Below are 22067 nucleotides of genomic sequence, written 5' to 3' on the forward strand. Positions count from 1 at the left end.
CTCAACAATCCTACCGGGTGCACTCGGGCACTAATCGGTGGGTGAACGCATCAGGCTCGGTTCTTGAGTGAACCGAGCCCTACCTTGAGTCAGCTCGTCAGCACTTGTGCCACTGGGAGCAGGATGGCTGGGCGAAGCGAACAAGCGCGCCCTACTGCCGCTCGTACTTCGCGCGGGCGAAGCAGTAGACGCCATATGCCATCAGCCCGAACGCGACGACCGTGAGAATGACCGGGCCGAACGGCAGCTCGACGAGGGTCTTGAGTGCGCCGTCGAGACCGGTAGCTTCGCTGGGGTCTGAGGTGATTGCGGCGACACAGAATAGGATGCCGACGACGGAGATCGCGATGCCCTTGGCAATGTAGCCGACACGACCAATGATCGACACAGTGCGGCCAGTCTTCCCGGTAGGGGCCGCGATGTCTTGCAGAAACCTTTTCTTCCAACCCTTTACGCCGAAGTACACACCAATGGCAAGCACGCCGAGACCGAGGAAAAGAACCACGAAGACACCACCTGGTGAGGAGAGCAGTGTCGCCGTGATGCTCTGCGCCTGGCCTGAGCTATCGCTTTGGTTGCCCAAGGCAACACCCGCGGCGGAGAACCCGATGGCGAGGTAGGCGATCGCTTTGCCGCCTTCCTTGGCCCGAGCCGCCCAGGCCTCTTTATCGGTGCCCCGCACAACGAAAGCCTCGAGCACCTGAAACAGGCCGAGTGCGAATAACCCGATCGCAACGATCCAAAGCATGAAGGCACCGCCGGGACTCGATGCGAGTCCGTTCAACGCACCGCCCTGATCGGCTTCCCCGCTGGAACCGAACGCGACGCCGAGCGCAATTCCGCCGATGAGCAGGTGCAGCAGGCCGTTGACCGCGAACCCTGCGCGGGCGGCGAGTTGGAAAGCACGGTTGTCTTGCAGCCGTGAGGCCGCAGAGCGAGCTGACGCTGCGGAGGAAGAAGAGTGAGACATGGCTTCACCATAAGCCGCTCTCTGGGAATAAGGGTACCCCTTGCGCTGCCAACCAACGGCTTGGTTGAGTTCTTGAGAGTCAGTCGCTCTATTCCGATCAAGTCAGCGGAGCAACTGCAACAGATACAAGTCAACACAATCTTGGTGGGCGATACCGGACTCGAACCGATGACCTCTTCCGTGTGAAGGAAGCGCGCTACCAACTGCGCCAATCGCCCGTGTGCACTGCGATTTCACCGCCGTGCCAACCTGAACGATCATACACGGATCCGAGAGCTCAGATGACCACCTGGGCGCCCGTGTCTAGAGTCCTCCCAAGAGCCGTATCAGGCCGTGGGAGCCGTAGCTGGGGGCGCCAACTCACTGTTGAGATTCGCCTCAAGCTCCGTGCTGAGTTCCCCCAACTGCTGCAGCTCGACCCGCAAACCTTCATAAGTCGCGATGTCGGCATTGAGCCTCGCAAGATCCTCATTCAAAATGCTTCGTCGGGTATCGAAGCCATTCCTGATCGCGTAGAACTCGGCTGGGTCATCCGAAAACTCGAATGCCTCGTTTCTCTGCAAGAAGATCTCCCATTCGGAATTGAACTGGGCAACCGCACTATCGTAAATCTCGCTTCGCAACTCGATATCTGCGCGCATAGTCGTGAGCTCAGCCTGCAGTTGGCTCGCACGCTCCTTGAGTGCCGTAAACACTGTGTGGTAGTCGTCGAAATAGTCAACGATCACGCTGCGTTGCTCGAACCACTGCGCGTAGTGGGTCTCAAGAGCGGCTGGAAGAGTTCGCACCTCGGTACCAAGAACCGAATGCAGTTCATTCGCGAAGGCTGTTGCCGACAGGCCTTGATAGACATCCATACGCTCAGCAAGCCCCGGGTCCGTTGCTGAGAGCTCCGAGAATGCGGCCTCAAGCTGTTTCACCAGTTCTGCCTTTCCCGCATCGTTGAGCCTGCTGAATGCGGCATGGAGCAACTCATGCGCGGCAGTCACCTCGACAATTCCGGCCAACCGTTCGTCAGTCACTTTGAACAGGTGGATCCTGCCACCGGAAAAACAGCCGAGTACGCGCCCCTCTTCCGTATGATCCACCTGTGAACAGCGTTCGTTGAAGCTCTGACTTGCGTCAAGTGTCGGCTCAGAAGCGAAAAAGATCCGTTCCCCGGTCGAGGTCGGGCGAATGCGCGCAGTGAGGTCGACGATCTCAGCAGTAGGCGTGAAGCTCTGTGCAGCGAAGTGATCAGAGATAAGCTGGCGATTCTGGTAGGCCACCAAAGCGCCCGCGACCAAAGCGAGAACCACCAGCGATGTGACGACCCGACCGATCACACGCCTCACACCAACCGTCATGGGTTCAAGTATCCAATGAGGAGGCAATGAGATCGAACCACCTCGCCGCGTGAACCTTCCATTCCCCGCAAAAGCACAGGGTGAGATCCGAGCGGCGTGTCTCGATTTGCGGTGATTCAGGGCTTCCCCTATAGTCATTCAGGTGCACGGAAACGTGCCAAGCGGATGTAGCGCAGTTGGTAGCGCATCACCTTGCCAAGGTGAGGGTCGCGAGTTCGAGTCTCGTCATCCGCTCCAGTGATCAGGGCAGCCTGATCGCTTGTGGTGTCAACCACTGCGGTGGCGTGGCCGAGAGGCGAGGCAGCGGCCTGCAAAGCCGTATACACGGGTTCGAATCCCGTCGCCACCTCGCTGAACAAAACTGAATAGCCTAGAACAGGCGCGATTGGCGCAGCGGTAGCGCGCTTCCCTGACACGGAAGAGGTCACTGGTTCGATCCCAGTATCGCGCACCACCAAGAACCCGGCCTTGGCCGGGTTCTTCCATTTACTCGACGATGATTGTGGTCTCGGAGACAGTAGTCTTGCGCAGCCTCCAGGCGGTCCAAATGATCGAGGCGCCAAGCATCACGGTGAAGATGCCGCAGATCACGGCAACCACTTTGATCGCGAAGTCAGGCCACACCAGTGTCACGACTCCCCCGATGAGAGTGAGCACCGCCGGCAACAACACCAGCATGCTTCTGCCGTCAGTAAGCCTGATCCCTATCACGAGCCAGAGTGCACCGACAAAAATGAGCGTCACCCCTACAAACGTCACGAGCGCCGACACAGTGAACTCGGAAAACACGATTGCGAGAATACCGGCAAGAACCAGTAGCAGGCCCGCCGCCGTTGTGCTTCCTGACGGGCGCAGACGGACCAGCAGGGCGAGACCGTTCGCGATCAGTGCAGAGCCGAAGAGAATGACCAGGATCCAAGTGGCAGCGACGAATGGCCAAACCAGGAGTCCAACGCCGGCCGCCGTCACGATTGCGCCCACGACCAGAGGGATCCACCAGGGAAAGCTGCGCGTGGAAACATTCGTCATTGGTTCCAACGGGTAAGTCATGCATGCTCCTTTGCGAACGTCAGCTTCACTCTATGCGGAAAATCCGTGCAACTCAGCAATGTGTCGAACGGTCTGACCGAATTGCGCGGAAGAAATCGTGTGGCCCTCGCGACGCATGCCGCGGGCTGAAACGAACAAGATTCGGAGTGGATTCACAAAGCTCTCCCGACCCTGTGCGTCCCATGGTCCGCTGCCCACAGAGATGAACCCATCGTGGCGCTTCGTGCTGAGATAGCATCCGGCCACTGCCTGGTCGCCGAGTCGAGCGATTATGAGGACCGGGCGGTCTTTTCCGCGGCCGTCGTTCTCCACGTACGGCACCCACGTCCAGATTATCTCGCCGGGATCTGGATCGCCGTCGATATGTGGATCGTACGCTGGCGCAAGCCTTGAGATCTCGGACGCAGTCAGCTCTCTCGTAGCCCCCTCTCCCCGCGGCCCAGACTCTGGGCTGCCCGAATCGGTACCAGATCGAGGAGGATGGCCGCCCCTGACACCCTGGGACTTCGCAAGACCCCAATTGCGTGCGACCTTACCGAAGGATCCCAACAGGTTGCGCAACCCACGGTTCCCCCGGGTCAATTCGGGTTCGCTCCCTGAGTGAGCGCGTTCAAGCGAGACATGCATCGCATGTACTTCTTTCGATACCCTCCATCGAGCATGCCGCCAGCAAACACCGAAGTCAGGGGAACTCCGGTGGCCCGAATCGGAATTTGTGCATCGTACACTCGGTCGATGAACGCAACGAATCTTAGTGCTGCGGACTGGTCGGTGAGCTCCGTTACGTTGCGAAGTCCGATCGTCTGCACTCCGTCGAGGAGCCCGATAAAGCTGGACGGATGAATTGTTGCGAGGTGAGCTATCAACGTGCCGAACTCGTCATCCGTCATGCGCTCGCCCGCCAACGCCACATCGGCCAGCGCAAATCGATAGGCCTCGTCGCTGAGTGTTACGGCATCTCCCGCAAGGTCGCGCTGACGGAAGTCGACGCCGTCGATACGGAGAGTGACGAACCGATCGCTCATCGCTTGAATCTCTCGCATAAAATCCGCCGCCGCAAAACGGCCCTCACCCAGTGCGTTGGGCGGGGTGTTCGAGGTAGCGACAATGCGCGAACCCGTGCTCGTGAGATCGCCAATCAGGCGGGTCATAAGCATGGTGTCGCCCGGGTCATCCAGCTCAAACTCGTCGATGCACACGAGCCTGGCACCCTGTAATACCCCTACCGCACCCGCGTAGCCGAGCGCTCCCACCAGAGCGGTGTACTCGATGAAAGTGCCAAAGTATTTCCTACCGGCAGTCGCGTGCCACGTTGCCGCCAGCAGGTGGGTTTTGCCCACACCGAAGCCACCGTCAAGGTAGACACCCGGCCTGGTAGGGGCCAGTGTCTGAGGCGATGCGGCCGACTTCTTGCGGCCGAACCCGAAGAGCCCGCCTCGCGACATGGTCGCCTCCGGCTCGGCAAAGACTTGCAGCGTGTCACGGGCCAGCGCTTGTGAAGGGAATTCGCTATCTGGGCGGTATGACTCGAAACTCGCACCATTAAATTGCGGTGGGGGCACCAAGGTGCCCACGAGCTCGGTGCCTGAAATGGCTGGATGGCGGTCGACGAGACGGGCGGAGCTGTGCTCTGTGTTGTGGGACATCGTGGCTCAGTTTACGCGGTCCTCGCCTTACCTTGCCGCTCACCTCTATCCGGTCATAGGGGCCCCAAGATTGCGAACAAATTCCTCCGTCTCAGACTCCCACCTCAAGGGGTCTACATTCCATAGCTTCACGTGCTCTCCGGAGCCCTCGCGAATCCGAACCAGATCAGGCCGCAGCTGCTTGAGACGCAACGATCCGCGCCACGGTACAAATGAGTCTCCAGGGCTCACGTGCATGAGTACCGGTGCCCGGAGGAGCGGGGCAAGAGAATCGGGGCTCATCGAATCGAAATCTGTGCCCCGCTGCCAGGGCACAGCCCCCCGCACAATTCCCTGGCGCATCAGCTTCATGCCGACGCGTGCGGTGAACTCTGGAAGCCCTGCCAGCCGAGCCTGTCGGCGAAGAATAATGCCCCAATCCAAACCAGGAGAATCGAGCACCAGGCCGTCAATGAGCGCACGATGAGGGCCCCGGGTTGCCGAGAGAAGCGCCGTGATTCCCCCCATTGACCACCCCACCAGTGTGATTCGATCGGCCCCCTGTCGCAGGAGCCAGGCAATTGACGAGTCAACATCGTAGCGTTCGGCAAGCCCGAGACCATATCTCCCACGTATCCCCACGGGAGCGCCCGGATCGTTGCGATACGCGATCACGAGGCTCGTCACGCCCGCCCGTGTCACAGGGGCGAGCCCCCGCAGAGTCTCTTCGGGCCTCGCACCACGGCCGTGGACATGCACGGCAAACCGACCAGGAACAGGATTCTCCGGGTGAACCAGCCAGCCCCACGACTCACCGCCATCAACCGGGAACGTCACCAGTTCGACACCGCCACTGAGTTCCCGCGGATCGGTATACCACCAGCCAGTAATTCGGCCTCGTGCACCAACCCGTAACTCACCGCGGTCAATTGCGATCACGTCACGGGCTACGCGATCAACGCCGCCATCAAAAACGCGATCGACAACTGGGCCCAACCGAGCATGACCGGCCCCGTCGTTGAAAATGAAGGAGTATTTTCCGGGGAGGCCGGCGTCTGGCCCGTGGATCCACACTCGCTTCGACCTGCCAGAGCTCGACGGTAGCGGCTCGATCGACCACACGATCACGCCTTCTTCAGGTGCGGACGGTGTGAGCACCCGTCGCGCAAACACGCAGGACAACGCAGTAAAGACACCGACGACCCCAGCAGAGAGCGCAAGGCTCCCCAACGCGGCTACGCGCAGCCAGGAGCGAATTGGACTCAATTTTCCGCCCACCTCGTTTCCTTCTCGTCCGCTAGCGACCAGGCCTTCAGGTGCACCACCCGAGCACAATTGCGTCATCGCGCGGCGTGGCAACCGGAGCTTTCACCACCAAACTCTAGTGTTCCAATTGTGAGGGAACATGACTTTGGCGAGGTTGCTGCCTTTGAAGCCGCTGCCGCCCAGATGCGCGCCGCACGGTTTCGCAGTGAGTTGCATGTGCGAGAGATTCCCGCACCCGAGCGCATTGCCCCGCGATCTGTCGCATTTTCTGCGGGGGTCGCACAGGGGAAGGTCCACCCCGTCGAAGGCTCAGGAGATTCGCCATTTGGTGCGGGACGACTGGTCTTGATGCACGATCCAGCATCCTCGAGTGACTGGGGTGGTCCGTTCAGAATTGTATGCTTCGCGCAGGCCCCGCTTGAGATGGAGATTGGGGTCGATCCCTTCATCGCCGACGTGGCGTGGTCGTGGCTCATCGATGCGCTGCACTCTCGCGCCGCCTTGTACACGTTTGCCTCGGGCACCGCGACCAAGACATTGTCGACCGGATTTGGCACGCTCGAAGAGCAGGACGACACTGCTCAGATCGAGATTCGCGCCTCATGGACCCCACTGGGCGACGATTTCTCCCCTCATGGCGAGGCCTGGAGTGAGCTACTTTGCCTCTTGGCTGGGCTTCCGCAACAGGAGGGCGTGACGTCTTTGCGCGGTCATCGCGGCTCACGCGGCAGTAGTCGTGGGGCATAGTCGTGGTTGAACAATCAGAACTCACCGCCGATTGGTCGCTCGTAACCGATCGGCCGTCGCTGGAACAGGCCGCCGAGCTTATCGCCGCGGGCACGGGTCCGGCTGGCGTAGACGCGGAACGGGCGTCGGGTTTTCGGTATGGGCAAGAAGCGTATCTCGTACAGGTACACCGCCAAGGTGCCGGGACCTTCCTCTTTGATCCGACAACTCTTGATACTTTTGAACCACTTGCCGATGCCTTGCGCGGAGAAGAGTGGATCCTGCATGCCGCAAGCCAAGATCTCGCCTGCCTCGAGTCTCTTGGACTGATCCCCGAGCGCCTTTTCGATACCGAACTCGCTTCCCGTCTGCTGGGGTTTGAGCGTGTGGGTCTCGGGGCAATTGTCGAGCAACTTCTCGGCATCCGCCTCCATAAGGCCCACTCTGCAGCAGACTGGTCCACACGCCCCCTCCCCGAGCCATGGCTCGAGTACGCGGCACTCGATGTGGCACTGTTGCCCGATCTGCGCGACCTCGTCGCGAATGAGCTCGACGCTCAACACAAGGTTGAAATTGCTGAGCAGGAATTCGATGCCGTTCTCCATCGGCGCCCAAAGCCAGCTCCTGCGGAGCCTTGGCGCAAGCTCTCCGGGGGGAATCGACTGAAAACGCCGCGCGAACTTGCGATCGCACGGGAGCTCTGGGACGCACGAGACGAGCTAGCTCGGAGCAGCGACGTTGCCCCGGGCAGGCTACTCCCCGACGCGTCACTCATTGTGGCCGCATCCACGAACCCACGCTCGAAGAGTCAATTGGCGGGGATCAAAGAGTTCAGGGGTCGGGCCAGTCGCACTGAGCTCGATCGCTGGTGGGCAGCCATCCTACGAGGAAAGACCGCCGAGAACCTGCCCGGTCAGCGCCCCCGCGTCGCTGATGCCATGCCACATCACCGCAACTGGGCGCAGCGCAATCCTGAGGCAGCAGCGCGACTGTCGGCTGCGCGTGATGCGATAGCTGCCGAAGCCGATCGACAACGTATGCCAGTTGAGAATCTTCTCACCCCGGACACGTTGCGGCGCCTGGCCTGGGATCCGCCAGCTGAACCAACTTCAGATGCCATCGCGAATCGGCTGAGTGAACTCGGCGCTCGGCCGTGGCAGTGTGTAGCTACTGCACCTATTATCGCTCGCGTTTTTGTAGATACACGCTAATTGCGGCTAAATCACTTGAGCTCCCCTGGGTGATTCCGCACGGGTAATGCCCAGGTCTGAGACTCAGTTCCTAAGATGGAGCTTGACGCTTACAACCATTCGATGGAGGCATAGTGGCCGCAATGAGAGAAGTCGTGTTTGTCGATGGGGTTCGCACCCCGTTCGGGCGGGCTGGCGAAAAGGGAATGTACTGGGGCACTCGTGCTGACGACCTGGCAGTGAAGGCTTTGCAGGGGCTTATTGAACGAAATCCCGGTTTGCCACTTGAACGTGTCGATGACGTCGGAATCGCTGCGACCACGCAGCAGGGTGATCAAGGATTGACACTGGGTCGCACCGTCGCCATGCTTGCGGGCCTGCCGGTGACGGTGCCCGGCTACGCCCTCGATCGCATGTGCGCCGGAGCCATGACAGTTGCTTCAATGATGGGCGCTGCCATCGGTGCCGGGCAGTATGACTTGGCGATCGCGGGCGGCGTAGAGCATATGGGTCGCCACCCCATCGGATTCGACGCCGATCCGAACCCTCGCTTTGTGGCCGAGAAGTTGGTGAGTCCTGACGCGCTCAACATGGGAATCACTGCCGAGCGCCTCCACGATCGTTTCCCTGGACTCACCAAAGAGCGGGCAGATCGATTCGGGATGTTAAGCCAGCAAAAGTTGCAGTCCGCTTACGATCGAGGCGACATCCAACCGGATCTCATCTCGGTCGCTACCCGCAGCAACAGCGGATGGGGCCTCGCGACCGAAGACGAGGGCCGCAGGCCACAGACCACGATGGAGGATCTTGCCAAGCTGCGTACACCATTCCGTCCGCACGGGAAGGTGACCGCAGGTAACGCATCACCCCTTACTGACGGTGCCACGATGTCGCTCCTCGCCGGCGCGGACACCGCAAAGGAACTCGGCCTCACGGGCAAAATGCGGCTGGTGAGCTTCGCGTACGCGGGCGTCCAACCGGAAGTTATGGGTCTGGGCCCCGTCCCCTCGACCGAAAAAGCACTGAAGCGAGCTGGGCTACAGATCACCGATATCGGTCTGTTTGAACTGAATGAGGCATTCGCGGTACAGGTTCTCTCGTTCACCGATCACTTTGGGATCGCCGATGACGACCCCCGAGTTAACCCCTGGGGCGGTGCAATCGCAATTGGTCATCCGCTCGCCGCCTCAGGTGTGCGCCTCATGATTCAGCTGGCTCGCCAGTTCGAGCAGCGTCCAGACGTGCGTTTCGGCGTCACCGCTATGTGCGTCGGCCTTGGCCAAGGCGGCACGATGATCTGGGAAAACCCGCACTTTAACGGCAAGAAGGGCAAGTAACTTTCCATGACCGATTACACGAAGATCGATTTCTCCCCGCTTATCGAAGCAGCCGAAGGCGAAGTCGTGACGCACAGTTTCGTTCGCGATCTGACGCTCCCTTCCGGCGGTACCCTCGCGCTCATCACTCTTGACAATGGTGCCGACTACACGCGACCGAACACTCTTGGACCGCTCACCCTGCACGAGCTCGAGGGCGTACTCGACGCCCAGGCATCCCGGGCCGCTGCAGGCGAGATTCAGGCCGTCGCTGTCACCGGAAAGCAGTTCATCTTCGCTGCGGGTGCCGACCTGTCAAAGGTCTCCACGCTGGCCACCGAGCAGAACGCACGACTGATGGCACAATACGGTCATCATGTGCTTGGAAAGTTCCGTACACTCGGGGTTCCCAGTTTTGCCTTTGTGAACGGACTCGCTCTGGGTGGCGCAATGGAGATTGCGCTGAACTGCGACTATCGCACACTCGATTCGTCAACTGCTGCGCTCGCATTTCCCGAGGTGTTCTTGGGCATTATCCCCGGTTGGGGCGGGGCAACCCTCGTGCCGAATCTTATTGGTATTGAACGGGCCATCGAGATCATCGTCTCGAACCCCCTGAAGAACAACAGGATGCTGAAACCCGAGCAGGCCTTCGAGGCTGGGCTGTTCGACGCCATGTTCGGCGCGGCGAGCTTTCTCGAGGAGTCGGTGCGATGGGCAGACCGTGTCCTGAGAGGGGCGCACAAGGTGAATCGCCCACATGTGCCCGGCAAAACCGAACGACTCATCAAGTGGCCTGCGGCAATCAAGATCGCACGAGACACCCTTAAGTCACGAATCGGCAGCGCCGCGAAATCTCCTTACGTGGCGCTAGAACTGCTCAATGCTGCGAAAGACAATGACATCGAGCGCGGGTTCGAGCGCGAAGACGAGGCTCTGACCGAACTTATTTCAGGTGATCAGTTCCGTGCCTCGATCTACGCATTTGATCTCGTGCAAAAGCGAGCGAAGCGTCCAGCAGGAGCACCCGATCGCAAGCTCGCTCAGCCAGTACGCAAAGTGGGTGTCATCGGGGCGGGACTCATGGCCAGCCAGTTCGCGCTTCTCTTCGCACGAAAACTGCGCGTGCCGGTGCTCATTACCGACATTGACCAGGCACGAGTGGACAAGGGCCTCGACTACATTCGAGGCGAAATAGACAAGATGCTTGCCAAGGGCCGCCTGTCGCCTGACGATGCCAACCAACTCAAGGGTCTGGTACAGGGGACGACAGACAAGTCACTCTACGCGGACTGCGACTGGGTCATCGAGGCAGTCTTCGAAGAGCTCAGCGTGAAGCAGCAGGTTTTCGCGGAGATCGAGCCCATCATCAACGAGACTGCCATTCTCGCGACAAACACATCTTCGCTCTCGGTGGCTGAGATTGGCGCAACTCTCCAGCATCCTGAACGACTTCTGGGATTCCATTTCTTCAACCCGGTCGCGGTGATGCCTCTGATCGAGGTCGTCAAGGTGCCGAGCACCAGCGACTCAGCGCTCGCTACCGCCATGGAGGTCTCGAAACGACTGGGGAAGAGCGCAGTCATTACCGCAGATCGTCCAGGCTTCGTGGTCAATCGCCTGCTTGCGAAGGTTATGGGCGAGGCCGCAAGAGCACTCGACGAGGGTACGCCGCTCCCAGTGGTCGAGCGCGCACTGGCACCAATCGGCTTGCCTATGGGTCCGTTCGAGCTCATCGATCTCGTTGGCTGGAAAGTTGCCGCTCACGTGCAAGACACAATGGTGCACGCCTTCCCCGAACGCTTCTATGCTTCGGCAAATCTGCACGCCATTGCAGAGCTCTCGGATCCCCTCGAGAAGAACAAACACGGCAAGGTCGAAGACTTGTCTCGCGAAGCCAAGAAGGCCCTCAGCTTCGGAAACTCACCGGTAACCGAAGAAACGATTCTTCGTCGCGTGGAGGACGAACTGGCCGGCGAGATCAAGATCATGCTCGACGAAGGCGTAGTCGCTGCGGCGGAAGACATCGATCTATGTCTTATTCTGGGTGCGGGCTGGCCTTTCCAAGCCGGAGGCGCAACCCCTTACCTTGACCGGGTAGGAGCGAGTGAGCGAGTCTTCGGGGCCGCCTTCCATGAACCCCGGGTCGCCGGCATCAAGTCGTAGAGTCGGCACCGCTTTGCGAAGGCCCAATCCACGAAAGTGGAGCGGGCCTTCGCTATTCCCCCTAGGCGTCTTCCCCGGGCTCTGGACGTGCGACCGGAATGCGTTTTCCGTGAACCTGGTCGGTCACGTCGGCGGCGATCTTCTTGGCAATCAAACCGGCATCGTCGAGTAATTCAGCGCGAGTGGCGTGCCCCAGGAACTCTGACGGTGTGCCCAGCTCGCTCACTGCAGTATCGACACCCGCATCTCGAAGAGCCTGTCTAATGCGGGTGCCGACCCCGCCTACCCGAACGCCGTCCTCAATGCTGATCAGCAGCCGATGATGCCGAGCCAGTTCAACGACCGATTCGGGCACCGGCACAACCCAACGCGGGTCGACTACTGTCACCGTGATCTCGTGCGCAGCCAAGAGCTCGGCCACCTCGAGCGCAACACGTGTCATAGGTCCCACACCTACGATCAGAACATCGCGCCAATTGCTTGCCCCACCCCCTGCATGCGAAAGGTGGTCTTCACGCAAGATGTCGATCCCATCTGCGGTTCTCCGCAACGCCGGAACATCTGTTCCGACGCTGCCCTTGGGAAAGCGAAGAACGGTCGGGCCGTCGGTGACTCGAACAGCCTCGCTCAAGAGTTCGCGTAGGTTGGGCTCGTCACGAGGGGCGGCGATCCGAATTCCGGGAACCACCTGCAGGGTAGCGAGATCCCACACCCCGTTGTGGCTCGCCCCGTCGGGGCCCGTGATGCCTGCCCTGTCGAGCACAAATGTCACACCGGCGCGATGCAGCGCGACATCCATGAGCAACTGGTCGAAGGCGCGATTCATGAATGTCGCATACATCGCCACAACGGGGTGCAGTCCCCCGTAGGCGAGGCCAGCGGCGGTCGTCACTCCGTGTTGTTCGGCAATTCCGACGTCGTAGACGCGATCGGGAAACTCGGCCGCGAATGCATCGAGTCCGGTGGGGGCTAGCATTGCTGCCGTGATCGCCACGAGGCTCGGCTCCTCACGGGCAAGCTCAAGCATCTGATCGCTAAAGACCCCGGTGAAACTCTTACCACCCCCGTTTTGCAGCGATTCGCCCGTCTCAGGATCTATCTTCCCGATTGCGTGAAACTGGTCGGCGAGATCGTTCTCGGCGGGAGCGTACCCGCGCCCCTTTTCGGTGATGACGTGCACTAGCGTGGGGCGACCGTACCCTTTGGCTTGACGCAGGACCTCTTCCACCGCCTCGAGATTGTGCCCGTCAATCGGCCCGAGGTACTTGATATCAAGATTCGAGTAGAGATCTTGGTTGTCGCTCGCTCGACTCACGAAGCCGCGCACCGCGCCTCTCGCCGCCCGATACACGGTACGGCCAGGCGTGCCCAACGCTGAAAACAGCTTTTCGCTTCCCTCTTGCAGATCTCGGTAGCTGCCAGTGGTTCGCACCGAGTTGAGGAAACGTGCCATTCCGCCGATCGTCGGTGCGTAGGAGCGCCCATTATCATTCATCACGATGATCAGGTTCCGGGAATTGTCATCAGTGATGTTATTGAGCGCTTCCCAAGTCATTCCACCAGTCAGTGCACCGTCACCCACCACGGCAACGACGTGTCGATCCTGCTGTCCCGTTCGGGCAAAGGCCCGAGAGATCCCATCAGCCCAGCTCAACGAACTTGAAGCGTGCGAACTCTCGACGATGTCGTGCACCGACTCGGAGCGTTGTGGATATCCAGCGAGACCTCCCCGCTGCCGCAGCCGGGAAAAGTCCTTCCGACCCGTCAACAGTTTGTGCACATAGCTCTGATGTCCGGTGTCCCAAACGATCGGGTCATTCGGTGATTCGAACACGCGATGCAATGCGATGGTGAGTTCGACCACCCCGAGATTCGGTCCGAGGTGACCTCCGGTCTTAGCCACCTCGGCAATGAGAAACTCACGAATCTCCGCAGCGAGGGTCTTTAACTCGGTCAGAGTCAACGCATCGAGATCACGCGGGCCATCGACCCGATCGAGAATTGTCACCCAGAACCTCCGGCTTGCCCAGGGCGTGTTCCCCAGGGATTCTCATCATCTTATCCGTCCAGCGGGCACAGAAACTGAGGACGACCGCCGTGGTTTGCACCCTCAAAAATGAGTGGCCCTGGCGCTGCACGCCAGGGCCACTCATTCGCGGTACTTCCTAGAGCAGCGAGCGGAGGACGTACTGCAAAATGCCACCGTTGCGGTAGTAGTCTGCCTCCCCCGGAGTGTCGATCCGCACGACGGCGTCGAACTCGACCTCGGTGCCGTCGGTCTTGCGCGCGAGAACCTTAAGGGTCTTCGGCGTCACGCCTTCATTCAGCTGAGTCACTCCCTGAACGTCAAACGTCTCAGTTCCATCGAGTCCCAGGCTGTCGGCGCTCTCCCCTGCGGGGAACTGCAGCGGCAGCACTCCCATACCGATGAGGTTTGAACGGTGAATTCGCTCAAAGCTCTCAGCGATGACCGCCTTCACTCCCAGCAGGCTCGTACCCTTCGCCGCCCAGTCACGGGACGAACCCGAGCCGTACTCCTTGCCCCCAAGGACTACCAGTGGAATGCCTGCAGTCGCGTAGTTCTGCGCTGCATCGTAGATGTACGCCTGGGGCGCGCCCTCCTGAGTGAAGTCGCGCGTGAAACCGCCCTCCACATTGTCCAGAAGTTGATTGCGCAGACGGATGTTCGCGAACGTTCCGCGGATCATGACCTCGTGGTTCCCGCGACGGGATCCGTAGGTGTTGAAATCCTTCGGCGCAATGCCGTTGGCGACGAGGTACTGCCCTGCCGGTGTCTCGGCTTTGAAGCTGCCAGCCGGGCTAATGTGGTCGGTCGTGACCGAGTCACCCAGCTTCGCCAAGACACGAGCACCGGTGATATCCGTCACAGGTGACGGCGTCAGCTGCATTCCCTCAAAGTAGGGAGCTTTGCGCACGTAAGTTGACTTCTCATCCCACGCGAAGGTGTTTCCCGCGGGGGTCGGGAGCGAACGCCACAGCTCGTCACCGTCAAACACCGTTGCATACTTCGAGTTGAACATGTCTGAGTCGATCGAGGCATCGGCGATCCTCTGAACCTCAACCGGGTCGGGCCAGATATCGCGCAGAAAGACATCTTGGCCATCCGATCCCTGGCCGAGAGGTTCTGAGTCGAAATCAAAATCCATCGTGCCCGCAAGCGCGTACGCAACAACCAGAGGCGGACTCGCGAGGTAGTTCATCTTGATGTCGGGGTTGATCCGACCCTCAAAGTTGCGGTTACCCGAGAGCACAGCCGTGACCGCGAGGTCGTTTTCATTGACGGCGTTGGAGATCTCCTCATTGAGCGGACCGGAGTTACCGATGCAGGTCATGCATCCGTAACCGACCAGGAAGAACCCGAGTGCCTCGAGGTCAGTCCGCAGACCCGACTTCTCGTAGTAATCGGTGACCACCTTCGAACCGGGCGCCAGAGTCGTTTTCACCCAAGGCTTTGCCTTCAAACCCAGCTGGTTTGCGTTGCGCGCGAGCACGCCAGCTGCGAGCATGACCGAGGGATTGGAGGTGTTCGTACAAGAAGTGATCGAGGCGAGGGTGACCGCGCCATGATCAATGGCAAACTCGTTGCCCTGCTCGTCTTTCACCTTCGCGGGGTTTGAAGCCTGAGTGTAATTCGCCAAGTCAACTTCGAATTGCGCCTTCGAGTTGGTGAGCTCGATGCGATCCTGAGGTCGCTTCGGTCCGGCGATCGACGAGACCACCGTACCCAAGTCGAGCTCGAGATACTCACTAAACACGGGCTCTTTCGCGGGATCGTGCCACATGCCTTGAGCCTGCGTGTACGCCTTAATGAGCTCGATCTGTTCCTCAGTCCGGCCAGTCAAGCGCAGGTAGTCGAGGGTCACATCATCCACTGGGAACATCGCCGCGGTGGAACCAAACTCCGGGCTCATGTTGCCGATGGTGGCTCGGTTCGCAAGCGGCACCGAGCCGACGCCCTCACCGTAGAACTCCACAAACTTACCCACGACGCCGTGCTTGCGCAGAATCTGCGTAATTGTCAGCACCACGTCTGTGGCCGTCACGCCCGCAGGAATCTGACCGGAAAGCTTAAAGCCGACGACGCGCGGAATCAACATTGAGATGGGCTGACCGAGCATCGCAGCTTCGGCCTCAATACCGCCAACACCCCAGCCGAGAACGCCGAGACCGTTCTCCATCGTCGTGTGAGAGTCCGTGCCAACACAGGTGTCGGGGTACGCCTGCAGCACTCCGTTCACCTCGCGGGTGAATGTTACTCGCGCAAGGTACTCAATATTGACCTGATGCACGATGCCGGTGCCTGGGGGTACCACCTTGAACTCGTCAAAAGCGCCCTGGCCCCAGCGCAAGAACTGGTAACGCTCACCGTTGCGCTGATACTCGATCTCCACGTTCTTCGCGGCGGAGCCAGCGGTGCCGTAGGAATCGGAGATGACGGAGTGATCGATGACCAACTCAGCTGGAGCCAGCGGGTTGATCTTGTTCGCGTCGCCACCAAGCTCCACGACGGCCTCTCGCATGGTCGCAAGGTCGACAACGCAGGGCACTCCAGTGAAGTCCTGCATAATCACTCGGGCTGGAGTGAACTGTATCTCCGTGTCAGGCTCAGCTGACGGATCCCAGTTTCCAAGGGCCTCGATGTGTCGCTTCGTCACGTTCGCCCCGTCCTCGGTGCGAAGCAAGTTCTCTAACAGCACCTTCAGGCTGTATGGGAGTCGTTCATGGCCGGGCACTGCATCAATGCCGTAGACCTGGTAGTGCTTGTCGCCGACTGCGAGCGTGCGCTCGGCTCCAAAGCTATTGAGTGATGTCATCACCGCTCCATTCGAATTTATCTCGATATCGAGACAATTCTACACGGTCTTGTTCCGTCATGCAGCCATCGACATGATGGGATGCGGCGAGTCATTCATCCGACGATCGAGTGGATGCACTTTCGGAGCCCGAGCGTGTCACCGCTGCTGCCGCAGCCGCCTCGCTGAGCCCGGCGTAAACCGAACTCACTCTGCTGAGCACCAACCAGGTGAAAAGCACCGCGATCGCGAAGAGCGGGATTCCCATAACGAGACGCGCGATGCCCAGCGCTTCTACCGCACCAGGGTCGCCGGAATTCGCCGCGAAATAGAGCGGGAGCTGCACGCCAAGCCGTGCCGCGAAGACCACGATCCACACGACGGTACACAAACTGGCTGCCCGCCGCAACATCGGGATGCGCCGCCATTCGGTGAGCGAGCCGCGCAAAAAGCCGAGGAGGAGACCAATCAGTGGCCACCCCACGAGAAGTGACACCGAGTGAGCAATGATCCACGCGCCGTTGATCCAGAACCCAGGCAGGAAGAAGTCCTCGCCTCGTCCGGTGATTAGCGTCGCAATCACACAGATAAGCACGCCAAGGAATCCCGAGAGCGCCGCGGATAACGGCTCGCGTCGCAACAACCTGGCCGCGATAGCGACGAACGAGATCGCGAGCGGTGCGATCACTGCAACCCGAGCGTCTTGGGTGAGGACAAACACACCGAGATAGACGGTGGCAGGAATCAGCGACTCGAGCACTCCGCGAACTCCACCGATGGCTTCAAGAATGCCCCTGGCAGAGACTGACTCTCCGCTCATGCTGGCGGAGACAGCACGCCCAAGCCCTCCCTTAACCAGAGCGGGGTCGCCAGCAGCGGGCCCTGCCCCATCCGGACCGGATCCGTGCTCGGACGACATCACGCGTCTGAGGCCCCTCCGGTTGCGCCCTGGGTCACACCAGCTGGCACCTTCAAGGGCAGCAATTCGCTGGGCGGCATCGGCTGGTCTCCGCGAACAACGACCATCTCACGAAACACTTCAAGCGCCTTTGCTCGCGCATCCGCGTCTACGGCACCTCTACCCATGAGGACGCCTCGTAACATCCAACGTGGTCCATCCACCGCAAAGAAGCGAATCGGCCTGGTGCCGCCCCCCTGCTCTGCGGGTACCGGGGACTCGGTAACGAGCTCCGGCCCGAGCATGCCTTCCTCGACCTGCACACGAGCGCCCTGGTTTCCGAACTGGCCCGCTATTTCTTCGCGCACCCGATTCCAGAGACCACTGCTTTTGGGAGCAGAGAACGCTTGCACTTGCAACACCGATTCTGCGTACTCGAGCGTGACTGCAACCACGCGTTTGGTCCGTTCTTCGACCTCGAGTCTCATCTGCAGACCCTCCCTGGGGGCGACCTTGATCGCGCCCAGGTCGACGTACGGACGCATCGAGGGAACCTCACTGACGTCGAATGGCCCCGCCGTCTCCCGATCCGCTGGACCCGACTTGCTTTCGTCGACCTCAGGCGCTCCCGATTGCTCGGTTTCGCGAACCTCTACCTCGTCAGCTGGTTGTGTCATCTCGTCGCTCATACCTTGAATTCTCCTTCATTATCCGCCGTGGCGAAACCGAGTGCCCGAGCGGTTAGCTGGCCACGTGGTCACGCAGCCCAGTGGATCCGAACCCGCCGATGCCCCGCTCGCTGTCAGGGAGGGCGTCGACGGGCACAAAGGTTGCCCGCGACACGGGCATCACAATCAGTTGGGCAATCCGGTCGCCTGGTTCGATACTGAAGGCCTCGCTCTGGTCGGTGTTCAAGAGCGGTACGCGAATTTCGCCCCGATAGCCTGCATCAATCGTTCCGGGTGAATTGAGCACCGTAATGCCATGCTTCACCGCAAGACCGCTCCGGGGAACCACGAAGGCAACATAACCGTCAGGAAGCGCGAAGCGAAGACCCGTACCGATGAGGGCGCGGCCTCCGGGAGGCAGAATGAGCGACTCAGTACTTCGCAGATCGGCACCAGCATCGCCAGCCTGAGCATAGGCGGGAACGTGCGAGGGTTCGGCAAGGACGGGGAGCATCACGACATCAGTCACCCCGTTAGGGTAGCGGAAACTGGCGGACGTGCGCTGGAGTGCACACGAAAGGAGTCTGACGCTCAGGTTTGCAGATCGCACTGCGCGAGATAATCGATGCATGCATAAGCCCATCGATCCAACAGCCCCTCACGCTGGCTCATTCGAAAAGATCTTTCGAGAGCGGCTCGCCCCAGGACCGGGGCTCTATATTGCGTTGCTGCTATTGATTCCGGCGGTGATGCTCACGGTAACTCCTCTGAATTCAGACTGGGCACTCCCCGTCGCAATCGGGCTCTATGTGATCATCGCGGGCTCGCTCTTCGCCTTCGCGCCGACGATCGAAGTGAGTGATGGTCACCTGAGCGCCGGCTCGGCCCGAATCCCTGTGACTGCACTCGGCGACGCTGAGGCGTTGAATCGAGATTCACTTCGCGCAGCGCTCGGCCCGGGCCTTGATGCGCGCACCTTCCTGCTCGTTCGAGGCTACATTCACACTGGAGTGCGTGTTGCGCTCGAGGATCCCAGCGACCCGACGCCTCAGTGGATCCTGACGACACGGCGACCTGGCGATCTGCTCACGGCCTTGCGCGCGGCGCAATCTCATTAAGTTAGGCTGCACACTCCGCGCACACGGGGCCGAGGTCGGCCTGGTGATCCATCTGTGAACGATGACGCACCAAAAAGCAGTTCACGCAGGTGAACTCATCATCTTGCTGTGGGAGCACCACAACGTCAAGCTCCATGTCCGACAGATCGGCACCGGCAAGTTCGAATCCTGGATTATCGGAGTCTTCCGAGTCGATGGCAGATGAACCCTTTGCGGGTACACGCTCTTTGAGAGCCTCGATCGAGTCGGTCTCTTCGTCATTCTTGCGGGGGGCATCGTAATCGGTGGCCATGCTCTGCAGCGTTCCCTGTCTGTCGTGGTGGGTGTTACCCTTCGGCGGGCATAGTTTGCACCACAATACCCACTTGACGCAAACCCGACACCCGGGCGCGAGTCGCAAACGGGGGCAAAGAGATTTGCTCACCCGCCGGGTCAATGGCGGCGAAGCGACTCGAATCGTGACAACCTGAGTGCAATCACGGGAGGAAAGTGACAATGGATGAACTGCGCTTTGTGCGACGCGAAGACCAGTCTCTGGTCGTCGCAGACGATGCTGGAAACGAGCACCGACTTGTCGTTGACGAAACGGTTTTCGCCGAGCTTCGGCATCTCAGCCGTCGAGAGCGTGAGACGCCGCGTGTGAGCCCGCGCGAGATCCAGTCCCTCGTTCGAGCTGGAAAGTCCCGCGCGGAAATCGTTGAGATCACCGGAGCTGAAGACACCGATATTGAGCGCTACGAGGAACCGGTCCTCGCGGAGCGAAGATTTATCCTCGCTTCGGCTCACGCAGTCTCCGTGCGTACAAGCCCGATTGAGGGCTCAGAACAGCAGTTCGGAACAGTCATCGCCGAACGACTAGTTGGGCTCGGCGCTGCGGATGCCGAGTGGCGGTCCTGGCGCGATGAAGAGGCCGGGTGGATGATCGGGCTCGACTTCACGTCGCACGAAGTAGCGCATCGGGCCATCTGGTCATTCGAGCACCGGAAGGGGCTCCTCGCTCCGCTCACACCGGATGCCGTGACGCTGTCGCAACAGGGTGAGGTTGGGGAACGCCTAATCCCCAAGCTACGCGCGGTTGACGCAAACCCAGAGCGTGATCGATTCGACTCCGGAGCATTTGACCCAGAGAAGCTTTCGCTTGACCTGAGTGACGACGACGCTGCGCAAGCCTCGCCTGCATCGAGCGGAGCGGAAGCAGCACGAGCGGCGGGTCATCCCTCCACCGGCTCTATCCCGATCGTGGATTCGACCGCAGAATTCGCACGGCGCCGGGAGATCGATCAGCGTGCGATCAAGTCGACAGACCACGATTTGCCGGACCTCGGCCAAACCGCAGATCTCCTAGATGCGCTTCGGAGGCGCCGAGGAGAGCGAGAAACCCACGCACAGGATGGCCTCCCCGTTGCCCCGTTTGCTGAGGCTTCGGCGGAGGATCGAACGGGTGACTCCTTCCGCCTGACCGATATTGATTCGTCAGCACAGGCCTCTGATCCCGCACCGTCGGCAGGTCCGAGCGGGCTCCCCGGTGCCGACGCACCGGCCCTCGACGAAAAGCCCAAACGCGGGAGAGGACGCACGGCGATTCCCAGCTGGGACGACATTCTTTTCGGCACTCGGAGCGACGAAGACCCGGCTTAATTCGCAGAGGCAGCGCTCTTGCCTGCGGACGCGTCCGCGGCTGCGACCCGTGCCAGGAGCGCTGCGAACCCGCTTCCCTCGAGGGCCCCGCCGAGCGCCAGGGGCACGCCTCGTTCTTCCGAACTCAAACCGCCATGCTGCCCGACCATGGCGCGTGCTTCGGGGCTGTCTCCGGGCAAGGAAAAGCACAGCTGGCCGCGGCCTGTGACGATAACATCGCCCAGGCGTTCAGCAACGACAGGTGCCGTCGGCCCAAACCATCCGCCCTCTATCGCCTCTGAACGCGTGCCTACCCATGCAAGCTTGCCCAGCGCTGCCCCGACCCGTACGGCAACCTCGACTGGATCAACATGCTCGTGCAGATACAGTGACCGCATGCGCGGTTCTCCCCCGACCTCCGCAACCCCACTAAATGCTGGGGTATCAAGGCCCAGCACGATACGGCGTTGTTCTGGCACATCGATCATGCCGTGATCTGCGGTGACCACTACGCCGACATCTCCCGGCAGCGTGCGCAGGAGATCCTCGAGCGCCGCGTCCAACTGCTCGAGGCGCTTCAGCCAGAGGTCGCTCTGCCAGCCGGCGGAGTGCGCAGCCTTGTCGAGTTCGTCGATATAGAGGTACGCCACGACGGGGTCGCCGTCTCGCAGAAGCCTCGATGCGATCGCACAGCGATCCGCTATCGTCACGGCTCCGTGATACTCGGCTCCCGTCAGGATCGCCTCAGTCAATCCGCCGGTGGCGTGTGCTGGTCTCCCGATTGCCACTGGCCGCGCTCCAATGGCTGCTGCCAGTTCGAATAGTGGTGTGGATCGCTGCCAGACCCGTCGATCGGAGATTCCGTTCCAGTCTTTAAGTGTGCTGACCAAGCCGTGTTCAGGGTGTCGAATTCGATAGCCGATGAGCCCGTGTTCTCCGGGAAGACGACCCGTGGTCAGCGTCGTGAGTGCCGCCCCCGTGGTAGACGGAATCACTGTTTCGATGCGCCGGGTCGGCATGCGACTGATTGTGCGGGCGTGGGCCGCGCGTGCTTGCAGGTTCGCGTGGCCCAGTCCGTCAACGACAACCATCACGAAAGAACGTAAAGGCGGGATCGAAATCACGTCTGGCACGACGCTGGTGGCGACCGCATTTGGCGAGATACCACAGGCACGAGTAAGGACCTCAGCTGGGTCGGTGCCGAGGCAACGGGCGACGGCGGCAAGTCCGGTGGGCAGAATCGCGGCCAGCCTCGCGCCGTTGTCGGTAGCGATCGGTAGCATGAGCACCATCGTAA

Annotated in this window: 19 protein-coding genes and 4 tRNA genes; 9 read left to right on the top strand and 14 right to left on the bottom strand. The window is 60.5% G+C overall.

Features of this window, described 5'->3' with window-relative positions; translation table 11 throughout:
• Positions 1-151 precede the first annotated feature (151 nt).
• The 3 genes from ACTNFJ_RS05330 to ACTNFJ_RS05340 form a co-directional block, all read right to left on the bottom strand.
• Positions 152-970, bottom strand: a complete 819-nt coding sequence (locus tag ACTNFJ_RS05330; protein WP_435907188.1) for a DUF1206 domain-containing protein — start codon at positions 968-970, stop codon at positions 152-154.
• Positions 971-1112: 142 nt separating this feature from the next.
• Positions 1113-1188 (bottom strand) — tRNA-Val (locus tag ACTNFJ_RS05335).
• 108 nt (positions 1189-1296) lie between these two features.
• A complete protein-coding gene (locus ACTNFJ_RS05340; protein ID WP_435907189.1) occupies positions 1297-2316 on the bottom strand; it encodes a hypothetical protein in 1020 nt (339 codons plus the stop codon).
• A gap of 161 nt (positions 2317-2477) precedes the next feature.
• Here ACTNFJ_RS05340 and ACTNFJ_RS05345 point away from each other — a divergent pair.
• The 3 genes from ACTNFJ_RS05345 (at position 2478) to ACTNFJ_RS05355 (ending at position 2770) form a co-directional block, all read left to right on the top strand.
• Positions 2478-2553, top strand: a tRNA-Gly gene (locus ACTNFJ_RS05345).
• 41 nt (positions 2554-2594) lie between these two features.
• A tRNA-Cys gene (locus tag ACTNFJ_RS05350) sits at positions 2595-2665 on the top strand.
• A 30-nt stretch (positions 2666-2695) separates the two neighbouring features.
• Positions 2696-2770, top strand: a tRNA-Val gene (locus ACTNFJ_RS05355).
• Positions 2771-2802: 32 nt separating this feature from the next.
• Here ACTNFJ_RS05355 and ACTNFJ_RS05360 read toward each other — a convergent pair.
• The 4 genes from ACTNFJ_RS05360 to ACTNFJ_RS05370 are packed head-to-tail and all read right to left on the bottom strand — an operon-like array spanning position 2803 to position 6257.
• Entirely contained in the window at positions 2803-3366 is a 564-nt protein-coding gene (locus tag ACTNFJ_RS05360) for an HdeD family acid-resistance protein (RefSeq protein ID WP_435907190.1), read from the bottom strand.
• Between the two features lie 30 nt (positions 3367-3396).
• Entirely contained in the window at positions 3397-3993 is a 597-nt protein-coding gene (locus tag ACTNFJ_RS12880) for a type II toxin-antitoxin system PemK/MazF family toxin (RefSeq protein ID WP_504923105.1), read from the bottom strand.
• A complete protein-coding gene (gene zapE / locus ACTNFJ_RS05365; protein ID WP_435907192.1) occupies positions 3945-5012 on the bottom strand; it encodes a cell division protein ZapE in 1068 nt (355 codons plus the stop codon). The genes ACTNFJ_RS12880 and zapE overlap by 49 nt, the downstream gene beginning before the upstream one ends.
• Positions 5013-5057: 45 nt before the next feature.
• A complete protein-coding gene (locus tag ACTNFJ_RS05370; protein ID WP_435907193.1) occupies positions 5058-6257 on the bottom strand; it encodes an alpha/beta hydrolase family protein in 1200 nt (399 codons plus the stop codon).
• Positions 6258-6440: 183 nt separating this feature from the next.
• On the opposite strand from ACTNFJ_RS05370, the gene ACTNFJ_RS05375 reads away from it, so the two are divergent.
• The 4 genes from ACTNFJ_RS05375 to ACTNFJ_RS05390 all read left to right on the top strand — a co-directional run bounded on the left by ACTNFJ_RS05375 (position 6441) and on the right by ACTNFJ_RS05390 (position 11655).
• Complete coding sequence (locus tag ACTNFJ_RS05375) at positions 6441-7004, top strand: DUF3000 domain-containing protein (protein ID WP_444711808.1); 564 nt, start codon at positions 6441-6443, stop codon at positions 7002-7004.
• Positions 7001-8194 (top strand): HRDC domain-containing protein, encoded by a 1194-nt coding sequence (locus ACTNFJ_RS05380; RefSeq protein ID WP_435907252.1) that lies wholly within the window; start codon positions 7001-7003, stop codon positions 8192-8194. The genes ACTNFJ_RS05375 and ACTNFJ_RS05380 overlap by 4 nt, the downstream gene beginning before the upstream one ends.
• A gap of 122 nt (positions 8195-8316) precedes the next feature.
• Positions 8317-9510 (top strand): thiolase family protein, encoded by a 1194-nt coding sequence (locus tag ACTNFJ_RS05385; protein WP_435907253.1) that lies wholly within the window; start codon positions 8317-8319, stop codon positions 9508-9510.
• A gap of 6 nt (positions 9511-9516) precedes the next feature.
• Positions 9517-11655: a 3-hydroxyacyl-CoA dehydrogenase NAD-binding domain-containing protein gene (locus ACTNFJ_RS05390; RefSeq protein ID WP_435907195.1), complete on the top strand. Its 2139-nt coding sequence runs from the start codon at positions 9517-9519 to the stop codon at positions 11653-11655.
• 61 nt (positions 11656-11716) lie between these two features.
• Here ACTNFJ_RS05390 and dxs read toward each other — a convergent pair whose 3' ends face one another.
• The 5 genes from dxs to dut all read right to left on the bottom strand — a co-directional run bounded on the left by dxs (position 11717) and on the right by dut (position 18564).
• The gene (gene dxs / locus ACTNFJ_RS05395) at positions 11717-13663 is read right to left on the bottom strand and encodes a 1-deoxy-D-xylulose-5-phosphate synthase (protein ID WP_435907196.1); all 1947 of its coding nucleotides are present in this window, start codon (positions 13661-13663) and stop codon (positions 11717-11719) included.
• Positions 13664-13820: 157 nt separating this feature from the next.
• Positions 13821-16493 carry an aconitate hydratase AcnA gene (gene acnA / locus ACTNFJ_RS05400; RefSeq protein WP_435907197.1) on the bottom strand — a complete coding sequence of 891 codons (2673 nt, stop codon included), beginning with the start codon at positions 16491-16493 and terminating at the stop codon, positions 13821-13823.
• Between the two features lie 88 nt (positions 16494-16581).
• A complete protein-coding gene (locus tag ACTNFJ_RS05405) occupies positions 16582-17289 on the bottom strand; it encodes a DUF3159 domain-containing protein (protein WP_435907198.1) in 708 nt (235 codons plus the stop codon).
• Between the two features lie 98 nt (positions 17290-17387).
• Positions 17388-18056 (bottom strand): DUF3710 domain-containing protein, encoded by a 669-nt coding sequence (locus ACTNFJ_RS05410; protein ID WP_435907199.1) that lies wholly within the window; start codon positions 18054-18056, stop codon positions 17388-17390.
• Positions 18057-18108: 52 nt separating this feature from the next.
• Positions 18109-18564: a dUTP diphosphatase gene (dut, locus tag ACTNFJ_RS05415; protein ID WP_435907200.1), complete on the bottom strand. Its 456-nt coding sequence runs from the start codon at positions 18562-18564 to the stop codon at positions 18109-18111.
• A gap of 100 nt (positions 18565-18664) precedes the next feature.
• On the opposite strand from dut, the gene ACTNFJ_RS05420 reads away from it, so the two are divergent.
• The gene (locus tag ACTNFJ_RS05420) at positions 18665-19153 is read left to right on the top strand and encodes a DUF3093 domain-containing protein (protein WP_435907201.1); all 489 of its coding nucleotides are present in this window, start codon (positions 18665-18667) and stop codon (positions 19151-19153) included.
• Between the two features lies 1 nt (position 19154).
• On the opposite strand, the gene ACTNFJ_RS05425 is transcribed toward ACTNFJ_RS05420, so the two are convergent.
• A complete protein-coding gene (locus tag ACTNFJ_RS05425) occupies positions 19155-19445 on the bottom strand; it encodes a DUF4193 domain-containing protein (RefSeq protein WP_435907202.1) in 291 nt (96 codons plus the stop codon).
• Between the two features lie 203 nt (positions 19446-19648).
• Between ACTNFJ_RS05425 and sepH the strand changes: the two genes are divergently transcribed.
• On the top strand, positions 19649-20791 hold the full coding sequence (gene sepH, locus ACTNFJ_RS05430; RefSeq protein WP_435907203.1) for a septation protein SepH: 1143 nt from the start codon (positions 19649-19651) through the stop codon (positions 20789-20791).
• On the opposite strand, the gene ACTNFJ_RS05435 is transcribed toward sepH, so the two are convergent.
• Positions 20788-22062 (bottom strand): alkaline phosphatase family protein, encoded by a 1275-nt coding sequence (locus ACTNFJ_RS05435; protein ID WP_435907204.1) that lies wholly within the window; start codon positions 22060-22062, stop codon positions 20788-20790. The two genes, sepH and ACTNFJ_RS05435, sit on opposite strands and share 4 nt — an antisense overlap.
• Positions 22063-22067 lie beyond the last annotated feature (5 nt).

It is taken from the genome of Leucobacter shiyiweii (assembly GCF_052446065.1).
Classification (GTDB): Bacteria; Actinomycetota; Actinomycetes; order Actinomycetales; family Microbacteriaceae; genus Leucobacter.